This is a genomic window from Bradyrhizobium sp. SZCCHNRI3052, assembly GCF_032484895.1.
In the GTDB taxonomy this organism is placed as follows: Bacteria; Pseudomonadota; Alphaproteobacteria; order Rhizobiales; family Xanthobacteraceae; genus Bradyrhizobium.
The window spans coordinates 657,277-679,284 of sequence record NZ_JAUETW010000002.1; the positions used below are offsets into that span (position 1 = coordinate 657,277).

The following is a 22,008-nucleotide window of genomic DNA, read 5'->3' on the forward strand; positions in this document are numbered from 1 at the left end:
AATGACCGACAAGACGGTTTCGCTCCCGGAGGAGAAGTCGCATAGCGGCTTCCTGAAGAACAATCTGCGCAGCTACGGCATGCTGCTGTCGCTGTTCGTGATCATGCTGTTCTTCCAGTTCATGACCGACGGCACCCTGCTGCAGCCGCTCAACCTCACCAACCTGGTGCTGCAGAACAGCTATATCGTCATCATGGCGCTGGGCATGCTGCTGGTGATCGTGACCGGGCACATCGATTTGTCGGTCGGCTCGGTCGCGGGCTTCGTCGGCGCGGTCGCCGCCGTGCTGATGGTGCGCTATCACGTCGACTTCCCGCTCGCGATCATCGCCTGCCTGATCGTCGGCGCCGCGATCGGCGCCGCGCAGGGCTATTGGGTGGCCTATTTCGGCATTCCCTCCTTCATCGTCACCTTGGCCGGCATGCTCGTGTTCAAGGGTCTGGCGCTGGCGCTGCTGCAGGGGCAGTCGGTCGGGCCGTTCCCGGGCACGTTCCAGAAGCTGTCGTCCGGCTTCATCCCTGAGTTCATGCCGAGCGCGGCGCACCTTTATCCCACGTCGCTCGCGATCGGCGCGGTGCTGACGCTCATTCTGGTCTATGCCAGCGTCAAGGGCCGCGCGCGCGAAGTGGAGCACGGCATCGAGGTCGAGCCGTTCGGCTTCTTCGCCGCCAAGAACGTCGTGCTGGCCGGCGCATTGATGTATTTTACCTACCTGATCGCCTCGCATCGCGGCCTGCCCAACGTGCTGGTCATCATGACCGCGCTGATCGCGCTGTACGGCTTCATGACGCGCCGCACGGTGATCGGCCGGCAGATCTATGCGGTCGGCGGCAACGCCAAGGCGGCCAAGCTGTCGGGTATCAAGACCGAGCGGCTGGTGTTCATGACCTTCGTCAACATGGGCGTGCTGGCCGCGCTGGCCGGCCTGATCTTCGCCGCCCGGCTCAACACCGCGACGCCGAAGGCCGGCCTCGGCTTCGAGCTCGACGTCATCGCGGCGTGCTTCATCGGCGGCGCCTCGGCCTATGGCGGCGTCGGACGGGTCGGCGGCGCTGTCATCGGCGCCATGATCATGGGCGTGATGAACAACGGCATGTCCATCCTCGGCATCGGCATCGACTATCAGCAGGTCATCAAGGGCCTGGTGCTGCTCGGTGCCGTCTGCATCGACGTCTACAACCAGCGCCGCTGAGCGCTATACGCCGCACATTCTCTGACAGGGCGTCTTAGCCGGGGCTCTTCGGCATCCACCATCGTCATTCCGGCACGCGCCCCGGAATGACGAGGTCGAGTCCGTCGCCGACCTATACCACGTGGAAATTCGACACGCTGTCGTTGGCGAGCTGGGCGACGAGCTGCAGCTCCCAGTCGATATAGGCCTGCATCGCTTCCGCGGCGTTGTCGGTGCCCTCATAGGGACGCTTGTAGACGTCGTCGGCAGGCGAGATCCATGAGGACCGATCGCTCTCCAGCACATGGCCGGCAGCCGTCCAGGCGCGCGTACCGCCGGTGAGCGCGCGGAGCTCACGCGTCGTTGCGGCACGTGCATCCGCAAGCGCAAAGGCCGCCTCGGCGCCGTCGTCACTTGTCAGCACGATCGGACCATCGCCTGGCAGCTTGACGAGATCCGATGAAAAGCGCGACGCCAGCACGAAATGTGCGCCCGGAATGTGTCCGGCCTTGTAGCTCGGACTGCGCGTGAGATCGACGATGGTCCACGCCGCCGCATCGGCCGCGAGTTGCTCGGCGCTGATTGCCGCGTCGCCAAGCTGCGGCAGCGGCGGTCGGCGTGCGGCGCGGATTTCGGTTTCGGTCGTTCCAACGACATCCGGTCCCACGACCGCCACGTCCCAGCCCATCTGCTTCAGCCATGACGCCGTCATGCGCGCGCGCACGCCGTCATCGTCGAACAGCACCAGGCGGGCGCCGCGCACGCCGACCCACTCGTCGGTCGCCTGCACCAGCTGGCCGCCCGGCGCCGACGCGAAGCCAGCCGGATGGCCGGCGGCGTAGTCCTCGGGCGTGCGAACGTCGAGGCAATACAGCGTGCGCGTCCCAGCCTCGGCCTGATAGCGCGCGAAGGTCGCGGCATCGAGCACGCCGACGCCGACGCGCTCGGCCCAGGCCTTGGCATCCGCCAGCGCGGTCGCGTAGCTCGCCTCTGGCCGCTCCAGCATGCGCGCGGTCCTGCCGCGTTCGACCTGATGGCCGGCAAGGGTCCAGCCGATGGTGCCGTTGCGCAACGCATAGATCTTGTTCGGCAGCCCGGCATTGATCAACGACTGCGTGCCGATGATCGAACGCGTGCGTCCGGCGCAGTTGACGATGATCGTGGTGTCGGGCGACGGCGCGAGCTCGCGCGCCCGAAACGCCAGCTCGCCGCCGGGGACGCTGACCCCGCGCGGGATGCTCATGGTGCGATATTCCTCGAAGCGGCGGGCGTCGAGCACGACCAGATTCGACTCGCGCTCGATCAGCGCCTTGGCTTCGTCGGCCGACAGAGACGGCGTGTGCCGGATGGCCTCGACCAATTCGCCGAACGCCTTGCTCGGCACGTTGACGTCCCGGAACACCTCGCCATGGCGCGCATAGCCCGACAGCCCGCCAGCGAGCATCGCGACGTCGGTGTAGCCCAGTGCATGAATGCGCGGCACCGCGCGGGCGGCATAGCCTTCGCCGTCATCATAAACGACGACGGGTACATTCAGACGCGGCACGAGATCGAGGATGCGCAGCTCGATCTGCGACAGTGGCAGCGACACCGCGAAGAACGGGTGCGACAGCGAGTAGGGGCCCTCCTCGCGGACATCGAGCAGCGCCACCTCCTCGCCGGCACGCCAGCGCCGCCGCAGCTCGGTCGGGGTCGTCTGGCGCGGCTGATCGGATGCATTTCGGGGCAGGTGAGAGGGCGTCGGCGATGTCATTCGGGAGTCCGCAGGTGAGGTCCGCCGCGGTCCCCGGCATCGTTCATGCGTCCGTGGAGCAGACCTGCGGCATGGACCCACAATCACGGCGCGCAGCCCGGGCCGGGGCGCATGGAGTGTCGCCCTTGTGTGGCGGCATGACGACCGTTTGTCCAGCCCGCCGCACCCGATTGCGCTCGGCGGCAGCGCCGGTCAGACGTGCGGCCCCAGCATGGCAATGTAGAACAAGTCCTCGCTCGAGAGCTCGGCGGACCGCCTCGGAAGAACGGCCGCGTTTCGTCCCGTCGTCCTCTGCTCCGCCATGCGCTCGGAACGGAAGGTGCCGAGCCAGCCCCCAAACCACGAGACGTAGCGCATGAGATCCTCCGGAGCTGCTGTAGCCACTCGACTATCACGCGGCAGAATTGCGCGGACAAGGTCCGGTCATGCTGTCGCGCGACTTTGGCAAATCATGCTCGCTGCAACGCGTCGTCGGCAAATTCCTTTCCCGCCGCGTCCCGCTCGCACGCATCGGTTTCTCCACCGGATGCGTCAACGTCGCCATTCCGGCCCATCAGGTCGTCATGCCAATGGGTACGGAACGCCATCCAAGAGGCGTGATCCTGAAAGGCGACCTCGGCGAACCACTCGACCGTGACGGCGCCGCTCGGCCAATAGCGTTCCTGGTCATGCCAGCACACCACCGGCCAGCGCGGATTGCGATAGGAGCGGCCGGTCTCGTCATGCAGCGACGGCCGGCCGAGGTGATCGATCAGCCACGCCATCACCTCGGGCAGGAACGTGGCGGCAAACGACACGCCATGGCGGCCGAGCCGCTGCGGCATGCGCATGACGCGCTGATCGATGATGGCGAAGGCCGGCGGCACGGCACCGACGTTGAACTGCCGAATCATCAGCAAGCGGAAGCCGCAGCCGCAGAGCTCGGCGGGAACGGCGTGAATCGCGGTCGGCTGTAGCGGAGCCGTGATGTTCATCCCAGTGCTCCCCGCGCCTGGCCGAGCGTGAGGTCGATGGCGTGCTGCAACGCTGTGCGCGTCGGCACATCGCTGCGTTTTAGATAGGCGGTCAGAACGCGTGCCATCCCTGTCTCCCGTCGGCATCTGCACATTGCTGGTCGCAGCCGTCGCAGATCGCCTTGCGTGGAGACGGACATCCGGTCCGAATCCGACGCGACGAAAATCAACAATCTCCGACATTGCTGCCGGTCAGGGAGGACACATCAAGTTTCGTGCCAGATGCGGCGGTCAGTGGAGGCGATGGCCGTCGGCGTCGTCTTCCGGCGTTGCGAGCTGCGCGATCGGGCTGGATTGGTGGTGGATCATCCGCCAGGCGCCGTCGATGCGCGCGAAGTGATTGGCCGCGGCGAGCGCCGCGCCGTCCACCAGCTCGATGCAGAGCACGTGACCATGATCGCCGTCGACGATCGCGTGCGGATCCGCGCAGACGATGTTCGGCCGACCCGGGTTGGCGAGGATGTCGCGCCAGCTGCCGATCACGGCGGCGCGGCCGACGATCGCCGGCCAGCCGGGATGAATGCAGGAGATGCCGTCGCGATCGGCCCAGAGGGCGACGAGCGCCGCGAAATCACCGTCCGTGAAGGCGGCATAGAAGGCCGCATTGGCGGCCAGGATCTCGCGGTCATCGCTCATTGTGATGGCGTGAGCCAAGCCGGTGCGAAAATCAAGCAATGTTTGGAAACGCACATCCGCGCGCCTGCAAAAACTTGCAAGCTTTTTGCAGGACGCGGTCGAGACGCGATCGCAACGCTTCAGCCGAGGTCCTGCCATGCTCGAAACGGCCATTGTCGGAGGTGGATTGTGCGGAATGGCACTCGCGCGCAGCCTGCAGCAGCGCGGCAGCACGTTCGCTTTGTTCGAAGCCCGACATCGCCTGGGCGGACGGGTGCTGTCGGCCAGGAGCAAGGCGGGGCTTGCGCTTGACCTCGGCCCGACCTGGTTCTGGCCGGACACCCAGCCGCTGCTCGCCGGCCTGGTCGCGGAGCTCGGCCTGTCCGACTTTGCCCAGCACGATGACGGCACGGTTCTCCATCTGGAAGAGGCGGACAAGCCGGCCGAGCAGATCAGCGGGCCGCCGGTCCACCAGGGCGCGCGTCGGCTCTCCGGCGGCATGACGAAATTGATCGAGGCGCTGGCGCGCGATCTGCCGCAGCCCTTCATCCATCTCGGCCATGAGCTGATGCGTATCGTCGATTGCGGCACGCATGTGCGGCTGATCTTCGCCACAGCAACGGAATCGGTCGCGATCGAGGCCAGGCGCGCCGTGCTCGCGCTGCCGCCGCGGCTGCTGATCGACCACGTCGGCTTCTTTCCCGCGTTGGACGACGCGACCTTCGAGGCGATGCGTGGCGCCGAGACCTGGATGGCGGCACAGGCCAAGGTCGTGATCGCCTACGACCAGGCGCATTGGCGCGACCAGGGCCGGTCCGGCAATGCATTCGTCAGCCACGAGCAGGCCGTGATCGGCGAGACCTTCGATGCCTGCGATGCCGGCGGCGACCGCGCAGCGCTCGGCGGCTTCCTTGCGTTCCCGCCCGATCTGCGCGCGACCTTCAGCGTCGGGCTGCCGTTGCTGATGGACAGCCAGATGGTGCAACTGTTCGGCTCCGCGCTGGAAGGCGGTGAGCAGCACTATCAGGACTGGGCGGCCGAGCGCTTCACCTGCAGCGCATTGGATCGCACCACGCCGCGCGGCGAGCACAGCGAGATCGCCAATCCGATGCTGCGGCGGGCGCTATGGGACGGGCGGTTGCATCTCGGTGGCGCCGAAACCGCAAGCCACGCGGCCGGCTATCTCGAAGGTGCCCTGAACGCCGCCAGGCGCATCGAGCGTGCGATGGCCCGGAGCATGGGCGAGATCGCCGGGCGGCGGCCGGCCGTGGCGATCGGCGACGGGCTGTCGGGCAACGCTGCGAGCCTCGCCTGGTTCGGCGCCTGGGTCGCCGCGCAGCGTGATGCCGCGTTCGACGATTATCGGCAGCGGCTCAACCGCAGCCTCGCCACGCAGCAGCGCGAACAACTGACGCAGCTCGCTCTTCTCGGGGCCACCGAGCAGGTGTTCGCTGCGGCGCTGCAGGTGCTGGACGCACTTGCCTTCGACATGCGCGACGTCGCCGTCGAACGCGGTCGCTCCGCCCTGATGCCCGAGATCCAGAAGCCGTTTCGCGATGTCATGCAGTCGCTGCTCGACGACGCCGTCGCGTTCAACCGCACCTCCTGCGCGCTGTCGAACTTTCCGTTCGAGCACAAGCCGTCGAAGGATTATCTGCAGACGATCCTGCGCGACATCGCCGCCGCCTGGCAGGAGTTCTCGCTCGCCGCGAACCGTCTGCTGCTGACGAAGGCGGAAGCGGCGATGCGCCCGCCGACGAGAGTGTCGTCGTGAGTCGGACGGCATCGAGGTGCGAACCATGAAGCTGCAGATCGAACGCACCACCATCGAGACGATGGCGGCGGCCTTTCCGCACCTTGCTCCGCTCATGGAGCAGTTGCGCTTCGGCGACAAGGTCGAGGTCAACCTCGCGCAGCTCGCGGGCGCCGAGCTCGACTTCCTGCGCGACAGCTACCGTGGAGCGGTGACCGATGTCCGGCGCCCGCCGTCGGCTATATCAGCCCCAGATGTGGTGCAATGCGTGGTGGTGATGATCGACGACGGTCGAAGAATGCGCCGCTGCCGTGGTGTGGGCGGGGGTCGAGTTGTGGGCGGCGGCCGTCGTGTTGTTGTGGTGATGGTGCGAAGAGCCTTGAGTGGTCGTCTTGGTGGTCGTCGATGTCGTATTGCCGGTGGCGTTGGTCGCGATCGTCGTCCCGGTCTTGGTCGTGGTTCCGCCGCTCGATGTCGCGGCCGTGGACGTGCTGGTACCGCCGGTGCCGTTTGCGATGTTCGGCGTGGCCGTGACCTTCGTCGTCCCCTGGGCGAGGCCGGCGACCGATGTCGCCTTGGAGACCGTCGTTGCCGATCCGACATAGGTCGCGCCGCCGATCGCGATGTTGTTGCCGCTGACGTCGTTCGCGTCGGCGACGAAGCCTTCGCCGGCAGCCGTCAGCATCGCGAGGTCCGAAGTGAGCGCCGCGCCGGTATCCCCGTTCAGGATGCCCTGCAGTCCTTTGATGGCGGTGGCGGAGTCCGCCTGCAGGGTGCCATTGTTGAGCTCGTTGTCGAAACGGCCCTGGAACACGGCCCCCTGGGCGGCATCGAAGCTGGCGCCGAAATTGTTGTAGTTCTCGATCTGCGTGATCAGCGCCTGGCTGGCCGTACCGCTGCCGTTCACGATCGCCATCAGTTGCGCGTTGATCGTGTTCGCCTCGGCGACGAAGGTGGCCCAGAAATTGGTTTGCGCCTGATTGTCTTGGAACCGCGTGACCGTGCCGGTGAGGCCGCCCGGATCCTCGGCGAAGCCGCCGGTGTGGCCCGGATTGCCGTTACCGCCGGCCGCGACGTTCAAAGCGGCGTCGTTCTGGACGATGTCGATGATGTCGAGCAGATTGTCCGCCGTGCCTCGCAGCGCGGTGGTGTTTCCGGTCGCGGCGGCGGCATCGTATTTCTCGAGCTGCAGTGTGACCTGATTCAGCACCGTCTGGAGGTGAAGCGTCGTGGCGGCTGCCGCGTTGGTGGTTTCTCCGGCTTCGATCTGCGCGAGCAGGGTCGCGTTGGCGAGGATGGCCGTGAGGCCCGATTGCACCGCCGACAGGTCGTTGGTCACTTGGGTCAGATTGGTCGCGTTGATGCCGCCGGAGATGACGCTCACTGCGGCATTGAAGACCTCGCCGACCACCTTCAGGCTGGTGCCCGCCGTCGCGGCCGCGAGCGTGGTCGGATCGTCTGCGCCTGCCGGCAGGTTCTGGAACGCAACGTCGGTCGCGCCGGTATTGGCGGTGAAGGTGACGTTGTTGAGTGCCGCCGACAGATGCGCGTCGTTGTTGATCTCCGACAGGATCTCGGTCTGCAACGCGTGGATGGTCTGCGACGCCGCCGACAATGTCGTCGCATTCGTGGTCTGCGCGGCCGCGGTCAGCAGCGTGCCGAGCTGGGTCTGGACGTTGGTCAGCGCGGCGATGTCTGTGGAGTTCAGCGCAAACGTCTCGCCACCGATCGTCACGTCGTTCGGGTTGGCCAGGATGGCCGCGATATCGTTCTGCACCGCATGGATGTCAGTGGTGTAGTTCGACAGGAAGGTGTTCGAATTGCCGCTGCCTTGACTGCCGGAATAGAGGCCGAGCGAGATGCGAACGGCGTCGTCGAAGACGACGCCGGCTTGAACCAGATCGGTCGACAGATTGAGCGCACTCGCTCGCGTGAGCAGGTTGGACGTGCCGTTGGCGAGCGCAGTCGCATTGAAGTTGGTGGCCATTCGATCGTCTCCTCACACTTTACTGCTGTCGCGGCATGACAATCCTGGTCGGCAATGCATCTGCGTTCGCCTGTATCGCTTCGATGCAGGTCGTCGGGATGGTGCATGTCGTGACGTGAGGAGCTTTGTAGTTACACAATCGGGCCGTCGGCCGCTGCAAAGTCGTCATCGAACGGGCAGCGGGCCGGCTTTCCAGTCTGTTTGTTTCTGTCTGGCGGAGGAGAAATATTCGTTGGGCGCGTGCGACGTTCTGCCGCATGCCTGATTGGGCGCTGCATCCTGCTCGTCGGTGAATAGAATCATTTGCAACTAACAGCGCCGCGCTTCGTGATGATGCGCGGCTGAAAGAATATAGCGTTGGCGTGCCCCGCCGCTGATGCCTCGTGACATGCCTGCGCTGAAGAGTGGCGCGCGACGGCTTGCAATATCTGCAGTTCGGATGTATGAGCGTCGCCCGTTTCAATACCCAAAGCGTTCAACGCGAGAGGCCATCAGCCATGTCAAGTCCACTGTGCGCGACACGATCCGTGCCGACGCCCGCAGTGCGTTCGGCTGACAGTCACTCCATCATGTTGAACGACCATGGCACAGTCATTGATGGCGCGCCGGCGGGAGGCCGAGCGCGCGCGGGTTGAAGCCTATCAGCTGACGCTGCGCCGCGCGGTGCGGCCGACGCGTTCGCCGCCGGATCTGCACAATGCGATCCGCGAGGCGCGGCGCGGCTTCGAGGCTGACATCATTCGCGATCCAGAAGGCTGGAAGCCCCAGTTGAAGACGCGCGACGCCGCGCGGCTGCGGCTGGCGGCTGCGCGTCATCTGTTTGGCCGCTATTCGGTGGCCCAGCACCTGGAGCTGATCTGGATCGATGACGGCGGGCTCGGCCGCGACGAGACGATCCTGCGCAAGCGCTGGTACATCGCGGTCGCCGGCGGCGGCTCGCTGTACAAGGCAGGCGCCTCGGCTTGGCTGTCGCGCAAGGAGGTTCACGCCTTTCTCCATCCGCTCGGGCAGGTCGGCTTCGACGAGGCGATATGGCAGGCGATCGCGCGGTCCTACACGAGCGATCCGGCGATCGTGTTGCGGATCGCCCGGTCCAGGATTGCGCGGACGCCGCGCGGCGAGATCGCGTTCTGGCGCGAGGCGGCGCAGTTCTTCTGCGCACATCCGACGACGGGCGAGGAGATCGACGATCTCTGCGACTACATCGCGCATCGTCGCCGGCGCCAGCGCCAGTTCAGCCTCAAGGGCCGCTCGCTGGCCGCGCTGCGCCGGCTGATGAACGCATGGCATCGTGATCTCGCGGTGATCGCGCGCATCGAGGCGGCGCGCCGGCGGGCCGAGATCGCCCGTGGCCGCATGGCGGCACGGACCGCGGAGCCAGCGCATTGGCCGGGGGCCGCGCTGACGGACTGGTCATGGAGCCCGTCGAAGGGCTCGGCCACGCGCGACGCGTATGTCATCATGCAGTTGCGGACCGCCGAGGATCTCGTCGCGGAGTCCAGGGCGATGCATCACTGTGTCGCGAGCTACGCGGACAAGTGCATTGCCGGCCACGCCTCGATCTGGTCGCTGCGCTATCGTCACGCCGGCAAGACGCAGCGGCTGCTGACGATCGAGCTCAACCCGCGGCACCGCGCGGTTCAGATCCGCGGCTTCGCCAACCGCGTCGCTAACGCGGACGAGCGCAAGGTCCTGGAGCGCTGGGCCAAGGCGCGCGGGATCGAGCTGCCGCAGACATGAGCTGCGTCGCCCCTGCCGGGCGACGCAGCTCGTACGTCGCCATCAATGTCCGTCGATCGCGGCCGCCTTGGCGCCGCCGGCGACGGAGTAGCGCATCGGGACCTTGCGGGTCTTCAAAAAGGCTTCCAGCGTCTCGCCGCGGAAGGCTGCGTAGACCTCCGGGTTGGAGACGCCGATCACCGCCGCCATCTTCTCCAGCACGAAGAAGCTGACCCCCCGCCTGATCATCTCGATCCAGCGGCGGTTGCGGATCAGGTCGCGCTCCTCGTCCGTGAGACCGTGCTCGTCCGCCAGCGCGTCGAATTCCGCAACGAATCTCGCGCGATGCGCGGGGATCACGAGCCGGTGCAGGAAGTCGTTGATGCGGAAATTGGCCTGGCTGCGGCCATGGGTGAAGGGATAGGTGCCAGCCAGCGTCTCGGCGCCCGCGAGCTCATGTCCGATATGCGCGCGATAGGCCGCGACCTCCCGCGGGTCGGGCGCGCCGCCGAGATCGTCGAACACGAGGGTAGCGATGTTGGTCACCGACGGTGCGTAGGTCTGCCTGTGCACGAGCTTCACGTTCTCGGACAGCGCGCCGCGCATGATCAGCCACATGATCACCTCAGCGCCTTCCATGCCGCCCTTGATCGCATAGTCGGCGATCCGCATCGCAGTGAGCCGCTCCGGGTCCTTTTCCAGCAGATCGAGGAATTCGTTGTCCCAGTCCTCGTTGAGAAAGCCGGCGCGCTCGCCGTGAACCTGGTGCGACAGCCCGCCGGTGGCGAAGATCGCCACTTTCAGGTCTTCCGGATAGCTCTCGATCGCCTTGCGCAGGGTCTTGCCGAGCTTCCACATCCGCTTCGCATTGGGAATCGGCAGCTGCAGCACGCCGACCTGCAGCGGCACCACCATGCCCGGCCACGCGCCGCTGGCATCGCCCATCATCGACAGCGGCGACAGCAGGCCGTGATCGACCGGCTTGCCCTGGAAGAACGACATGTCGAACTCGTCCGCCATCATCGCCATCGCGATGTGCTGCGACAGGCCGAGATGGCCCTTCGCCGGCGGCACGTTGCGCGGTCCGCCGCCTTCGTCGGCGGCGACATAGCGGTCGTCAATGCCGAGCGCGAAGGCGGAGTAGTGATCGAAGAAGAACGAGGTGATGTGATCATTGTAGATCATGAACAGGACGTCGATGTCCTTCTGCTTCACCCAGTCGCGCACGACCGCGAAGCCGTCGAAGATCGGCTTCCAGGCCGGGTCGTTCTGCTTATTGGTGTCGCGTGCGAAGCCGATGGTGGGCGAGTGCGATGCGCCGATGCCGCCGATGATCCGGGCCATGTGTCCCTCCGCGAATGGGCCGCCGCTGACTGTCACTCGCGGCCGCGCCGGGACGGACCATACGAAGTTTCCCCTGCTAGACAATCATGCTAACGTGCACGGATCGTTTCTCTCGATGAACGAGCGGCTCTCGGATGAAATGGCGGATCGAGGACATTCCTGTTTTCCATGCGGTGGTGGCGACCGGCGGCATGACCGGCGCCTCGCGGTCCCTGGGCATGCCGAAATCCTCGGTCAGCAAATCGGTCGCCCGGCTTGAGCAGGATCTCGGCATCCGGCTGTTCGACCGCAACTCGCGGCGCGTCCGGGTGACCCGCGAGGGCGAGCTGTTCTTCCAGCAATGTCAGAAGATCCTGGATCAGGTCTCGGAGGCCGACGCGGTCATGACCGGGCTGGTCGGCGTGCCCAGCGGCCGGCTCTCGGTGGCGCTACCGCCGGCGTTCTGCGAGGAGATCCTGGCGCCGCAGCTCGCCGAATTCCACCGCCGCTATCCGCGCATCGAGCTCGATGTCGAGGCAACCACGCGCGCGATCGACATGCTGGCCGACCGCTTCGACATCGCGGTCGTGGTCGGCGTGCAGGAGAATTCCGAGCTGGCGCAGAAGGTGCTGATCGGCGGCCGCCTGATCTGGGTGACCAGCCCCGCCTATCTCGCCGCGCACGACATCGGCGAGGACGTCCGCGCGCTGGAGCGCCATCTCATGATCTGCGAGCGGCGCTATGGCGATCGCACCCTGATGATCAAGCAGCACGGCCATCTCGTCCGCTTCGACGTCGGTGCGCATGTCGCCCGCATCAACAATCCGCTGGCGGTGCGCCGGGCCGTCGCCCACGGCGCCGGCATTTCCTTTCTGCCGGAGCACTATTGCGTCGAGTTGCTCGGCGAGGGCCGGCTGGTCGAGATCGGCAGGGGGGTCGCGTTCGACACCCGCGCCGCCCAGCTGACCGCGATCTTTCCGAGCCGCAAGCTGATCTCCTCGCGCGCCCGCGCCTTCCTCGACTTCCTCGAGGAGATCTGCGCCGCGTCCGCGCACACCCTGATCGGTCAGACCTGAGGTGCGCCGTCCGCCTGTCTCACGCAAGCCGATGGAATGACGGCGGCAATGGCTCTCGCACCAGCTCGCTCAGATTGAGCGTTTCACCGCTGTCGGCGATATCCGAGAACAGCACCTCGATGAAGGGATGCTGCCGGTTGGATGCGGCGCCGCGCCGATATTTCCTGCTCACGATCCGCTCGATCGCAGCAAGGTTCAATTGTCCCAGCGCATTGTATTGGACACGAAACAGGCTCTGCCGGCCGCCCGTGTGCTCGATCGACTCGGCCCAGATGTCCATCACCTTGCGGCTGACGAAGGCCTCGACGCCGACGGCGCCATCTTGGGCGAGCAGGCGCAATCCGTCCATCGTATGCGGCTGCTCATCGACGCGAAATTGGCTCAGCGACATCGGAGATCCCTTTCTGTTGCGTGCATCGGCGGTCTCACGGGAGAGTCGAGAACGGCGATCGGCGCATCGAACGTGTAGGAGAGCCCTGACGGCGCATAGGTCAACTGAACCTCGCCGCCGAGCTGCACGCCGAGCGTTTCGATCAGCCGGGTTCCGAAGCTTCGGCTGGCGGGCTGTTGAACGACCGGGCCGTGTCTTTCGGTCCAGGCGAAGCGGACCCGGCGTTGGTCGACGGTCCAAAGCAGATCGACGCGTCCTTCCGGCACGGACAGCGCGCCGAACTTCAGGGCGTTCGTGCATAGCTCGTTGAGCGTCATCGCGAGGGCGATGACGGCATCCGGCGTCACCAGCACGTCGGGTCCGGTGATCGCAAAGCGTGAGTCGTCGGGCGTGTCGAACGCCTGGACGGACGTACGGATCACCGTGCGGAGATCGCCGCTGGACAATTTCGCTTGCAGGAGGAGATCGTGTGCCCGTCCGAGGGCCAGGAGCCGCCCGGAGATGGCATGCTGTGCATCCTTGGTCGCCGGCACGTTGCGGAGGCTCTGGGAGACGATGGCGGTGACGGTCGCGAGCGTATTCTTGATGCGATGGTGCAGCTCCTCGAGAATGAGCTTTTGCAGCCTGCTCGCCGTCTCGCGTTCTCTCGCCTCGATTTCGGCCTGCTCGGACCGGGTCTTGGCATTGCTCTCGGCCTCGGCGAGCAGGCGCTTCAGCCCGATGATTTCCGTCAGCAGAAAGTCGGGATCCACGACCGTGCCGTGAGGAGGCTCTGTAGTGAGGTTGATCTCGAGCATTGGCTGACATGTCCTTGCACCGGATGCCGCCCTCGGCGGGCACGATGGTACGCAGGAGCAGGCCGCCCCAGCGTCACTTCGTTCGCGAACGGACACTTCCGTTGAAATGCCCGAGTATCTCGGCGGCGTTTGCGAGGATGGTCGCCTTCCTGATCGCGGCAGCGCGCTCGCCGCCTTGCTGCATCAGGCCCGCCGTCTCCAGCGCATTCTCCGCCCTGGTGGCGAGCGTCGCGTGCAGCGATGACCGCTCTCGCTTGGCCGGCTCGGAGGGCTTGTCGGGGTGAACTGGCGCAAGCGCCTCGCTGCGAACGGCGGCCACCGGATCAGAATCGCGGCGACGATCGGCAGCCCAAAGAATGGCGGCGCCAGGAGCGGTCGCACCAATTACGCGCGCACTGGACGTGGTGGTGTTCGAAGAGGTGTTCGAAGTTTTCGACATGCTGTCCGCCTTCTGGTCGCGGCGGGAGCGCATGGCTCTCAGTCACCGATGGCAGCCGGGGGACGCGCGGTGATCATCAACATATGGTGTGTGCGCGCGCAATAGCGAGGTCCAGCCGAATTTATTTGTCGTGAGGATCCGGTCGCCGCCATCGCCTGAAGCGAGAGCGAGTCTGGCCCTGCGGCTCATCCGACGTTCGTAGCATCGTTGCATCGACATGCGAACGTCGGACGCTTGGCTCATTTGTAGATCATTTGCAGTCCTGATCACGATGCCTTGGCATGAGTCAGACGTCGGACGTGTTATCGGCCGATTCCGACGCTCACGCCGGGCGCGTGGATGCCGATGCCGCCACGATCTTCATAGTCACGTCCTTCATAGCCGCGCCGCTCGTGCCGGCCATAGCCGTAGGCGCCGCGGTCTTCGCGGATGATGACACGGCGTTCGCGGCCTTGGCGCCAGCAGCGGCCGTTCTCGTTGCAGACCATGCGAACCTGCTGGATGCTGCTCTCCGGGAGGATCGATATTCCGGCCGTGAGCGGGGCAGCGGAGGCGGCTGCGGCCATCAATGTGCTCGCGGCGGCTGCGAGCGTGATCGTAAGAATCTTCATGGTCATGACATGACTCCGGGTGCGGGGATTGCGTCATGGAACCAATCTGCTGGCAATCCCATGGTTCCCCGGCGGTGGCATTTGTTTTGGCGTCGAACGGCTGCCTGTGCGGCGCTGTGGCGACATCGGACAGGACGCTGTTGGTCTCGAGCGGCACACGGACGGGCATGCCCGTCAGGTAACGACCCGCGCCGCTGATGACTTGGGCGAGGAAGCAGTTTAAGAAGCGCGGCTCTTGAATCCGCAGGGTCGGGCGAGGAGGCCGCGATGAATTTGCGCGAGCAGTGGGAAGCAGAGGCCGGCCGGTGGCTCGCCTGGGCGAGAGCGCCGGGTCACGACAGCTTCTGGCGCCACCATCGCGAGCAATTCAGCCGCTTGCTGCCGCCGCCCGGTGCGCTCACGCTCGACATCGGCTGCGGCGAGGGCAGGCTGTCGCGACATCTCGCCTCCGAAGGGCACAGAGTGGTCGGCGTCGATGCATCGCCGTCGTTGATCGCCGCGGCCCGGGCGGCCGATCCCACGATCGGCGTCGTGCGTGCCGACGCGGCCGCGCTGCCGCTGGCCGATGCATGCGCGGATCTCGCGATCGCCTTCATGTCGCTGCAGGACGTTGACGCGATGCCGGCCGCGGTGCGCGAGCTTGCGCGGGTTCTCAGGCGCGGCGGCCGCTTCTGCATGGCGATCGTCCACCCGCTCAACTCGGCCGGGCGGTTCGCGAGCCTGGCATCGGATGCGCCCTTCGTCATCCAGGGCAGCTATCTGGACTCCTACACCTTCAGCGACGCAATCGAGCGCGACGGGCTCAGCATGACCTTCCACAGCGCGCATCGCCCGCTGCAGAGCTATTTCGAAGCGCTGGAAGCGGAGGGATTCCTGATCGAGGCGCTGCGCGAGCCGTCCATTCCCGAAGCAATTATCACCCGCGACAGCAGCCGGCGCTGGCTGCGCGTGCCGCTATTCCTGCATCTGCGGTGCCTGCGCCCGTGACGCCGGAGCGCGGCGATGCTGCGCTCCGGCTGGCGAGGGTCATCCCCGCCGCGCTGCCTCGATGGCGGCGACGTCGATCTTCTTCATCGTCATCATCGCGGCAAACACGCGCTTGGCCTCGGCTCCGCCGGCCGCCATCGCGTCGGTGAGCGCGCGCGGCGTGATCTGCCAGGAGATGCCCCATTTGTCCTTGCACCAGCCGCATTGGCTTTCCTGGCCGTCATTGCCGACAATGGCACTCCAATAGCGGTCCGTCTCCGCTTGATCGTCGGTGGCGATCTGGAACGAGAAGGATTCGTTGTGGGTGAACGCAGGTCCGCCATTGAGGCCGAGACAGGGGATGCCACACACCGTGAATTGCACCGTCAGCACGTCGCCGGCCTTGCCGGAAGGGTAGTCACCCGGCGCGCGATGGACCGCCGTCACTTCGCTGTCCGGAAACAGTTCGGCGTAGAAGCGCGCGGCGGCCTCTGCGTCCTTGTCGAACCACAGACAGATCGTGTTCTTGTGCTTTGCCATGGCAGACGTCCCTTCCTTCCAAGTGCAGGCCGCGTCGTTCGTTCACCGGGCGGTCCATTGGTTACGCTCGAGCCGGGTCGTTGCGATCCGGCTGATCCAAGGACGTTCGTGCATCGCCGGTGCCGACACGACCGGCCGCCGAGCGAGAAAAAAATCTCATCCCCCACGACTGACGATCATCGGTGGCACAGCCAAGGATTGAGGCGCTTGGCTGATCATACCTTTCCTCAGCGGCTGATCGGGGCCGAGCGACAATAGGCTACCCGGCGCGGGATCCGGCTCCAGTCTCGCGGCGAAGCCGGATACGCGCGTCGTGAGGACCTAGCCTCCGGGCGACTTTGGCGGCTCGGCGCCGCCGTGAGAGGCCTGATCGGCGCCATGGGATGACGTCGGAGCAGCCTGCAGTGCTGCAGCCGCCGGCGCCTGATCTGCCTTGGCGCCTGCCGTCTCGGCCTTTGCGGCGTTGTCGTCCGGGCTCTTCGCGCCCGAAACCTTGTCTTCCGAGCTCTTGTCGTTCGAGTTCTTGTTGCCCGAGCTGTTGGCGTTCGGCGCCTTGTCCGGTTTCGGCGGCTCGATCAATGCCGCGCGCGTGGCCAGCACGATCGGCGCAGCGGTGTCGGCGCTCACGTGGAAGAGATAGTCCTCCGCCGAACGCGTGAACAGATAGCCGCCACCGGCGTCCTTCTTGTAGCGATAGATCAGCTGGCTTCCATCGGTCCGCTTCAGCGTGACGGTGATGTCGGGCGCGTCGGTCTGGGTCAGCGCCGCCTTGCCCTTGCCGCGTACGCCATCGAAGAGAGGATGCGCCATCGCGCTGACCAGGGCATCGATCTTGTCGGGCCGCGGCTTCTCGTCCTTGCCGAGCCCCGCCAGCGTGAACTTGCCGTCCTTGCCATCGATGGTGACGTCACCGACGCTCACGCTGGCGATCTTGTCGCGCGGCGTATCCAGCATGCCGTGCTGCATCCAGGCGCTGGGCTCCGCGCCGATGTCGTAGGTCGCCAGCTCGACGGCGTAGACCGGAGAGGCATCGCCGGCCCGGACATGCACCTGGCGATAGGCCGGCGAGGTCCCGACCAGCAACTCGCCGACCCGGCTGCCGCCGCTCGTCAGCACCACGCGGCGCTCATGAACCTTTTCGGTGACCTTGAAGCGCTCGGCTGCGGCATCGGTCTTCGCGATCGGCCAGCCCTTCTTCAGGCCGGCGATGCGGTCGAGCAGGCCATTGACCTTGGTCGTGTCGGCGGGAAAGTCCGACAACGCAGGGATCACCCATTTGCCGTCCTTCCGCGCGAGCGTGACGGTGTGGCCGGCGTCGTCGTCGATCGCGACCTGATCGACCTTGGCCGGCGCGAACGCGACCAGCGGCTCCTTGGCGTCGAACGCGGCATGATCGGAGCGGTTGACCGCGAAGGTGAGAGCCAGCGCGAGCTGGCCACCCAGCAGCGCGGTGAGCAGGATGGGAAGCCCTTTCATGTCCGCGCCTCCGCTATGCCGAGCATGTTGAGATATCTCCGTTGGGCGCCGAGCCGCAGCACGCGGCGCACGATGTAGACGAGTGCGAGCCCTGCGAGCGCGAGCGCATAGTTCAGGTATTCCCAGAACATCTGGCCGCCGCTCTGCATCGGCGCGAGCGTGCGCGAGAACTGGCCGCCGCGGCTGCGCAGCGCCAGCAACCCGCGGTCCTCGAGCGACCAGTCGACCAGGTTCTGGGCGAAGTCGAGCGGTGCCAGATACTGCGTGCGGTCGACGCTGGAGGCGAGCTGCAGCACGTCGTCCGACAGGAACGTGCCCGAGCCGATCACGATCAGCCGCGCGCTCTCGGGCGAGCGGGAGATCACGCCGGTGATGCTGGGCTTGGCGTCGGCAGCCGTTGTCTTCGCGGCATCATCGGGCTTTGCATCGGGTTTGGGCTCAGCAGCGTCCTTGGCGAGCGGCGATGGCTTGCCGGCGAAGAACGACGTGAACTCGCCCTCCATCATGGCCCCGAGCAGCTGGCGCCCCTGCTTCTCGGCCGGAGGGAATCCGGTGTCGGGATGCGCCTTGAAGTCCGGCACGACGTTGGTCGTCTTGGCGGTCCACGAATGCGGCGAACTCTGGATCAGATCGACGATCTTCCGCTTCTTGCCGACCTTGTCGGCGTCGATCGTCAGCGGCGAGGCCCAGGACAGCGTCAGCTGCTGGGTGCCGGCCGAGGGCGCGGCGCCCTGCGCCAGCCCGTCGCTGCGGATGTCGGCGAAGAACGGGTAGTCCATCAGCCGGATCTGCCGCACCTTGATGCCACCGCCGACGTCGCGCTCGGTCGGGATCGGGAACGAGGCGTTCTGGCGGTCGAGCACCATGCTGTCGCCGACCTTCACGCCCTGGAACGCCAGCCAGTCCTCGAGGCCCGAGGGCGTCTTGGCCACATCGAGATTGCCGCGCAGCGACGGCTGATAGGGCGAGGTGGCGACGATCACGGTGCCCCCCTTCATCAGGAACTGATCGACGGCGAACAGCTGCTTCTGATCGAGCTGCTGCGGCGAGGCCACGAACAGGATGTCGGCGCGCTCGGGGACGCGGCCGTCCTTCAGCTGGGTGGCGTCGACGAGCGTGTTCTCCTGCAGCTTCTGCTGCAGCAGATCGAACGACGGCCCGCCGCCGCCGGGGATGCCGAGCTGCGGCATCGGCTGCTGCGCCGGGGGCGTGTACAGCGCGACGGTCCGCAGCGCGCCGGGCGTGAAGCGCTTCAGCTCGGCGTCGATGTTGCGCTTCAGGCCGTCCTTGTCGAGCTGCTCCGGCAGCTGGATCTGCTCGGTCTTGTCGCCGCTCTTCAGGATCAAATGGAACCAGAAGCGTTTCGGGTTGAGCAGGCCGACCGAGAGCGGCTCGAGGCCGTAATCGTCCTGCAGGGTCTTGGCGATCTGGCCGCCATCCGCGTCGGGATCGACGATCTTCGCGTCGAGCTTGCCCGGCGTCTTGCTCTGGTCGTCCTTGATCAGCTCCTGCAGCGCGGTCTTCAGCTTGGCGAGCGGCTCGGGCAGGTTCTTGGCCGAGATATAGGCCTCCAGCGTCACCGGGTGCGGCAGGCCGGCCAGCACATCGCCGGAGCCGCGATAGCCGTTCAGCACCTTCTTGATCGCGCGGGTGATCGTGTATTCCGGATTGCGCAGATTGACGTCGAGCTCGCTGTCGCCGTCACCGCGCTCCTTGACCTCGATGAGGTCGCGGAAGCCGAGCGTCGTATATTCATCGCCATATTTGACGAGAATGTTGAAGTAGGAGTTGGTCACCGACGCCTGATACTTGCTCGACGTCTGGAACGGCACCGGCTGGATGCCGTACTGCTTGTTGGCCTCCGCCTCGAGCGCGGCGTTCTGCATCGGATCGACGAACTCGACCCGGACCTTGCCTTGTCCTGCGATCTCGTACTCCTTCAGCAGATCGCGCAGCCGCGGCACCAGCGGCGCCAGCAGCGGGTGGGTCTGGGCGCTGAAATAGCCGCGGATCAGCAGCGGCTCCTGCAGCTGGCCGAGATAGCTCCGGGTTTCGTCCGAGATCGAATAGATGTGTCCGGCGGTGAGATCGGCCCGCGCGGCGGGGAGCTGGCCGAGCCACAGATTGACGGCGACGAGATTGGCCACCGTCAGCGCGGCCACCATGCGCCAGCGCCGGTGCTGCGGCGCGCGGCCCTGCGACGACCAGCGCAGGCTCTCCAGCACATAGAGGTTGAGCACCAGGAACACGCCGAAGATGCTGAGATAGTAATAGAGATCGCGCAGGTCGATGACGCCGCGGGCGATCGACTCGAAGCGCGAGCCGGCCCCGAGCTGGCGCAACAGCTCGCCGCCTTCGTTGCCGGTGAGCGAGGTCAGCGTGTTGGAGCCGAGCAGGTAGAACGCGCCGCAGATCAGGGTGGAGACGATCAGGCTGATCACCTGGTTGTCGGAGCGGGCGCTGACGAACAGGCCGATCGAGATGTAGGCGGAGGCGAGGGCCAGCGCGGCGAGATAGCCGCCGGCCACCGGTCCCCAGTCGAGCCGGCCGATCATGGACACCGTGATCGGGAGCGGCAGTGTCAGCGCCAGCGCGATCGCGACCAAAGCGAGGCAGGCGAGGAACTTGCCGAGGACCAGCTGCAGCGGCGCGACCGGCGAGGTCAGCAGGAACTCCAGCGTGCCGGCGCGCCGCTCCTCGCTCCACATCCGCATCGTGACGGCCGACACGATGAAGATCATCAGCACCGGCATCCATTCGAACAGCGGTCGGACGTCGGCGATGTTGCGGGCGAAGAAGCGGTCGACCCAGAAGAAGAGGAACAGGGTGACCGCGAGGAACGCCGCCATGAAGATGAAGGCCGCGGGCGAGGCGAAGAAGACGGCCAGCTCCTTGCGGGCGATACGAAGAACGTTATGCATGCAGGGCCTCACGGGTCGGCGCGCCGGCGCCGGTGATGTCGGCGAACAGGGTTTCGAGATCGCGCTGTTCGGGATGCAGGGCGAACAGATCCAGCTTGTTGTCGGTGATCACGCGGGCGACGGCCGGCGCCACGGTGCTGGCCGCGTGGCCATTGAGATTGAGTGCATAGGCATGGCCGGGCTCGGCGGCCGTCAGCCGCTCCACGCTCTTCACCAGGCCGAGCCCCGTGACCAGCCGCTCGACCAGTTCTGGCGGCCCGCTGGTGACGAGACGCAACCGGCCAGGGCCGCCGAGATCGCTCATCCGGGTGTCGAGCGCCAGCCGGCCGCGGTTGATCACCAGCACGCGCTCGCACACGGCGCGCACCTCCTGCAGGATGTGGGTCGACAGGATCACCGTGGCGGTCTTCGCGAGATCCCTGATCAGTCCACGCATCTGGGCGATCTGCGACGGATCGAGGCCATTGGTCGGCTCGTCGAGGATCACGATCTTCGGCTTGTGCAGGATCGCCTGCGCGACGCCGGTCCGCTGCCGGTAGCCGCGCGACAGGCTCGCGATCGGCGCGGTGGCCTTTTCCGCAAGGCCGGTGGCGGCGATGGCGTCGCGCAGCGCCTGCGCCCGGGCGCCCGGCGGGATTCCTCTCAGCTCCGCGGCGTAGTCGAGGAATTCGACCACCGTCATCTCCGGATACAGCGGGCAATTCTCCGGCAGGTAGCCGATCAGCGCCTGCGCCTGACGGCGCTGCGTGCCGATGTCATGGCCATGAATGGTCGCCGTGCCGGCGGTCGGCTCGAGATAGCCCGTCAGCATCTTCATGATGGTGGTCTTGCCGGCGCCGTTGTGCCCGAGCAGGCCGACGATCTCGCCGTCGCCGACCTCAAAGGAGACGTCGTCGACGGCGGTGAATGACCCGTATTGGCGGGTCAGGTGTTCGGCGGAGATCATGCGGGGCGTCGCTCCTGAGTTGGCCGTCGCAGCGCCAGGTCCTCATCGACACGCAGGATCGATCACCGGCGGCACGAGCGTCGGATGCAGCTGAAAGGATCTGGCCGACCGAACCGGCGGTCGTCAGCGGGGAAAGCTGAGGTGGTCGGGTGCGCTGAGCGCGGCGGTTCAGAGCGGCCCGGCCTGTGCGATGGGGAGAGTCGTCATCCGGAAGAGCACATCGTACGACGAAGCCTTGTGCAAACCTTGGGAGGTCGTGAAACTGTGTTTCCGCCGTTCTGTTGGTTGCGGCTAACTAATCGGACGCGATCGAATGAATCAAGCGGGGGCCGCCGCCCTGGATCGATCACGACCGGTCAATTGGATGTGAGCGGGCAACTCGAACGCACGCGCTGCGCTGACCGCGATCCGCGCCGGTGCGCATGACTTCGCCGCGGCTGCGCGTGGCCTGGTAACCTTTCTTGGTCCGCCATCGTACCGTCGAATGGCAGCATCAGGACACGCCGGCGGG

The 22,008-nt window shown here is 66.2% G+C and carries 18 protein-coding genes; 5 read left to right on the top strand and 13 right to left on the bottom strand.

Features of this window, described 5'->3' with window-relative positions; translation table 11 throughout:
- Nucleotide 1 precedes the first annotated feature (1 nt).
- Complete coding sequence (mmsB, locus tag QW887_RS08190) at nucleotides 2-1,192, top strand: multiple monosaccharide ABC transporter permease (RefSeq protein WP_315750338.1); 1,191 nt, start codon at nucleotides 2-4, stop codon at nucleotides 1,190-1,192.
- A gap of 112 nt (nucleotides 1,193-1,304) precedes the next feature.
- Here the strand turns inward: mmsB and QW887_RS08195 are convergent, their stop codons facing one another.
- The 3 genes from QW887_RS08195 to QW887_RS08205 form a co-directional block, all read right to left on the bottom strand.
- Nucleotides 1,305-2,924 (bottom strand): rhodanese-like domain-containing protein, encoded by a 1,620-nt coding sequence (locus QW887_RS08195; RefSeq protein WP_315827037.1) that lies wholly within the window; start codon nucleotides 2,922-2,924, stop codon nucleotides 1,305-1,307.
- A gap of 449 nt (nucleotides 2,925-3,373) precedes the next feature.
- Entirely contained in the window at nucleotides 3,374-3,892 is a 519-nt protein-coding gene (locus tag QW887_RS08200; RefSeq protein ID WP_315718256.1) for a hypothetical protein, read from the bottom strand.
- A 276-nt stretch (nucleotides 3,893-4,168) separates the two neighbouring features.
- Entirely contained in the window at nucleotides 4,169-4,573 is a 405-nt protein-coding gene (locus QW887_RS08205; protein WP_315718215.1) for a nuclear transport factor 2 family protein, read from the bottom strand.
- Between the two features lie 136 nt (nucleotides 4,574-4,709).
- Between QW887_RS08205 and QW887_RS08210 the strand changes: the two genes are divergently transcribed.
- Nucleotides 4,710-6,326: a flavin monoamine oxidase family protein gene (locus tag QW887_RS08210; RefSeq protein WP_316171577.1), complete on the top strand. Its 1,617-nt coding sequence runs from the start codon at nucleotides 4,710-4,712 to the stop codon at nucleotides 6,324-6,326.
- Between the two features lie 223 nt (nucleotides 6,327-6,549).
- On the opposite strand, the gene QW887_RS08215 is transcribed toward QW887_RS08210, so the two are convergent.
- Nucleotides 6,550-8,292, bottom strand: coding sequence for a hypothetical protein (locus QW887_RS08215; protein ID WP_315827035.1), 1,743 nt, complete (start codon nucleotides 8,290-8,292; stop codon nucleotides 6,550-6,552).
- 582 nt (nucleotides 8,293-8,874) lie between these two features.
- Between QW887_RS08215 and QW887_RS08220 the strand changes: the two genes are divergently transcribed.
- Nucleotides 8,875-10,032, top strand: a complete 1,158-nt coding sequence (locus QW887_RS08220; protein ID WP_315827034.1) for a PcfJ domain-containing protein — start codon at nucleotides 8,875-8,877, stop codon at nucleotides 10,030-10,032.
- A gap of 42 nt (nucleotides 10,033-10,074) precedes the next feature.
- On the opposite strand, the gene QW887_RS08225 is transcribed toward QW887_RS08220, so the two are convergent.
- Complete coding sequence (locus QW887_RS08225) at nucleotides 10,075-11,355, bottom strand: gallate dioxygenase (protein WP_315827033.1); 1,281 nt, start codon at nucleotides 11,353-11,355, stop codon at nucleotides 10,075-10,077.
- 134 nt (nucleotides 11,356-11,489) lie between these two features.
- Here QW887_RS08225 and QW887_RS08230 point away from each other — a divergent pair, with 134 nt between their 5' ends.
- Complete coding sequence (locus QW887_RS08230) at nucleotides 11,490-12,410, top strand: LysR family transcriptional regulator (protein ID WP_315750345.1); 921 nt, start codon at nucleotides 11,490-11,492, stop codon at nucleotides 12,408-12,410.
- A 19-nt stretch (nucleotides 12,411-12,429) separates the two neighbouring features.
- On the opposite strand, the gene QW887_RS08235 is transcribed toward QW887_RS08230, so the two are convergent.
- The 4 genes from QW887_RS08235 to QW887_RS08250 form a co-directional block, all read right to left on the bottom strand.
- The gene (locus QW887_RS08235; RefSeq protein ID WP_315750346.1) at nucleotides 12,430-12,801 is read right to left on the bottom strand and encodes a signal transduction histidine kinase; all 372 of its coding nucleotides are present in this window, start codon (nucleotides 12,799-12,801) and stop codon (nucleotides 12,430-12,432) included.
- Complete coding sequence (locus tag QW887_RS08240) at nucleotides 12,792-13,598, bottom strand: sensor histidine kinase (protein WP_315718223.1); 807 nt, start codon at nucleotides 13,596-13,598, stop codon at nucleotides 12,792-12,794. The genes QW887_RS08235 and QW887_RS08240 overlap by 10 nt, the downstream gene beginning before the upstream one ends.
- 73 nt (nucleotides 13,599-13,671) lie before the next feature.
- Nucleotides 13,672-14,070 carry a hypothetical protein gene (locus tag QW887_RS08245; RefSeq protein WP_315827032.1) on the bottom strand — a complete coding sequence of 133 codons (399 nt, stop codon included), beginning with the start codon at nucleotides 14,068-14,070 and terminating at the stop codon, nucleotides 13,672-13,674.
- 269 nt (nucleotides 14,071-14,339) lie between these two features.
- The gene (locus QW887_RS08250; RefSeq protein WP_315718257.1) at nucleotides 14,340-14,648 is read right to left on the bottom strand and encodes a hypothetical protein; all 309 of its coding nucleotides are present in this window, start codon (nucleotides 14,646-14,648) and stop codon (nucleotides 14,340-14,342) included.
- Nucleotides 14,649-14,915: 267 nt separating this feature from the next.
- Between QW887_RS08250 and QW887_RS08255 the strand changes: the two genes are divergently transcribed.
- Nucleotides 14,916-15,635 carry a class I SAM-dependent methyltransferase gene (locus QW887_RS08255; RefSeq protein WP_315718225.1) on the top strand — a complete coding sequence of 240 codons (720 nt, stop codon included), beginning with the start codon at nucleotides 14,916-14,918 and terminating at the stop codon, nucleotides 15,633-15,635.
- Nucleotides 15,636-15,674: 39 nt separating this feature from the next.
- On the opposite strand, the gene QW887_RS08260 is transcribed toward QW887_RS08255, so the two are convergent.
- The 4 genes from QW887_RS08260 to QW887_RS08275 form a co-directional block, all read right to left on the bottom strand.
- The gene (locus QW887_RS08260; RefSeq protein WP_315827031.1) at nucleotides 15,675-16,154 is read right to left on the bottom strand and encodes a VOC family protein; all 480 of its coding nucleotides are present in this window, start codon (nucleotides 16,152-16,154) and stop codon (nucleotides 15,675-15,677) included.
- 321 nt (nucleotides 16,155-16,475) lie between these two features.
- Nucleotides 16,476-17,630 (bottom strand): DUF4340 domain-containing protein, encoded by a 1,155-nt coding sequence (locus QW887_RS08265; protein ID WP_315718227.1) that lies wholly within the window; start codon nucleotides 17,628-17,630, stop codon nucleotides 16,476-16,478.
- Nucleotides 17,627-20,551, bottom strand: coding sequence for a Gldg family protein (locus tag QW887_RS08270; protein ID WP_316194364.1), 2,925 nt, complete (start codon nucleotides 20,549-20,551; stop codon nucleotides 17,627-17,629). The genes QW887_RS08265 and QW887_RS08270 overlap by 4 nt, the downstream gene beginning before the upstream one ends.
- Nucleotides 20,544-21,497, bottom strand: a complete 954-nt coding sequence (locus QW887_RS08275) for an ABC transporter ATP-binding protein (RefSeq protein ID WP_316194365.1) — start codon at nucleotides 21,495-21,497, stop codon at nucleotides 20,544-20,546. Before QW887_RS08275 ends, QW887_RS08270 begins: the two co-directional genes overlap by 8 nt.
- Nucleotides 21,498-22,008: the final 511 nt, after the last annotated feature.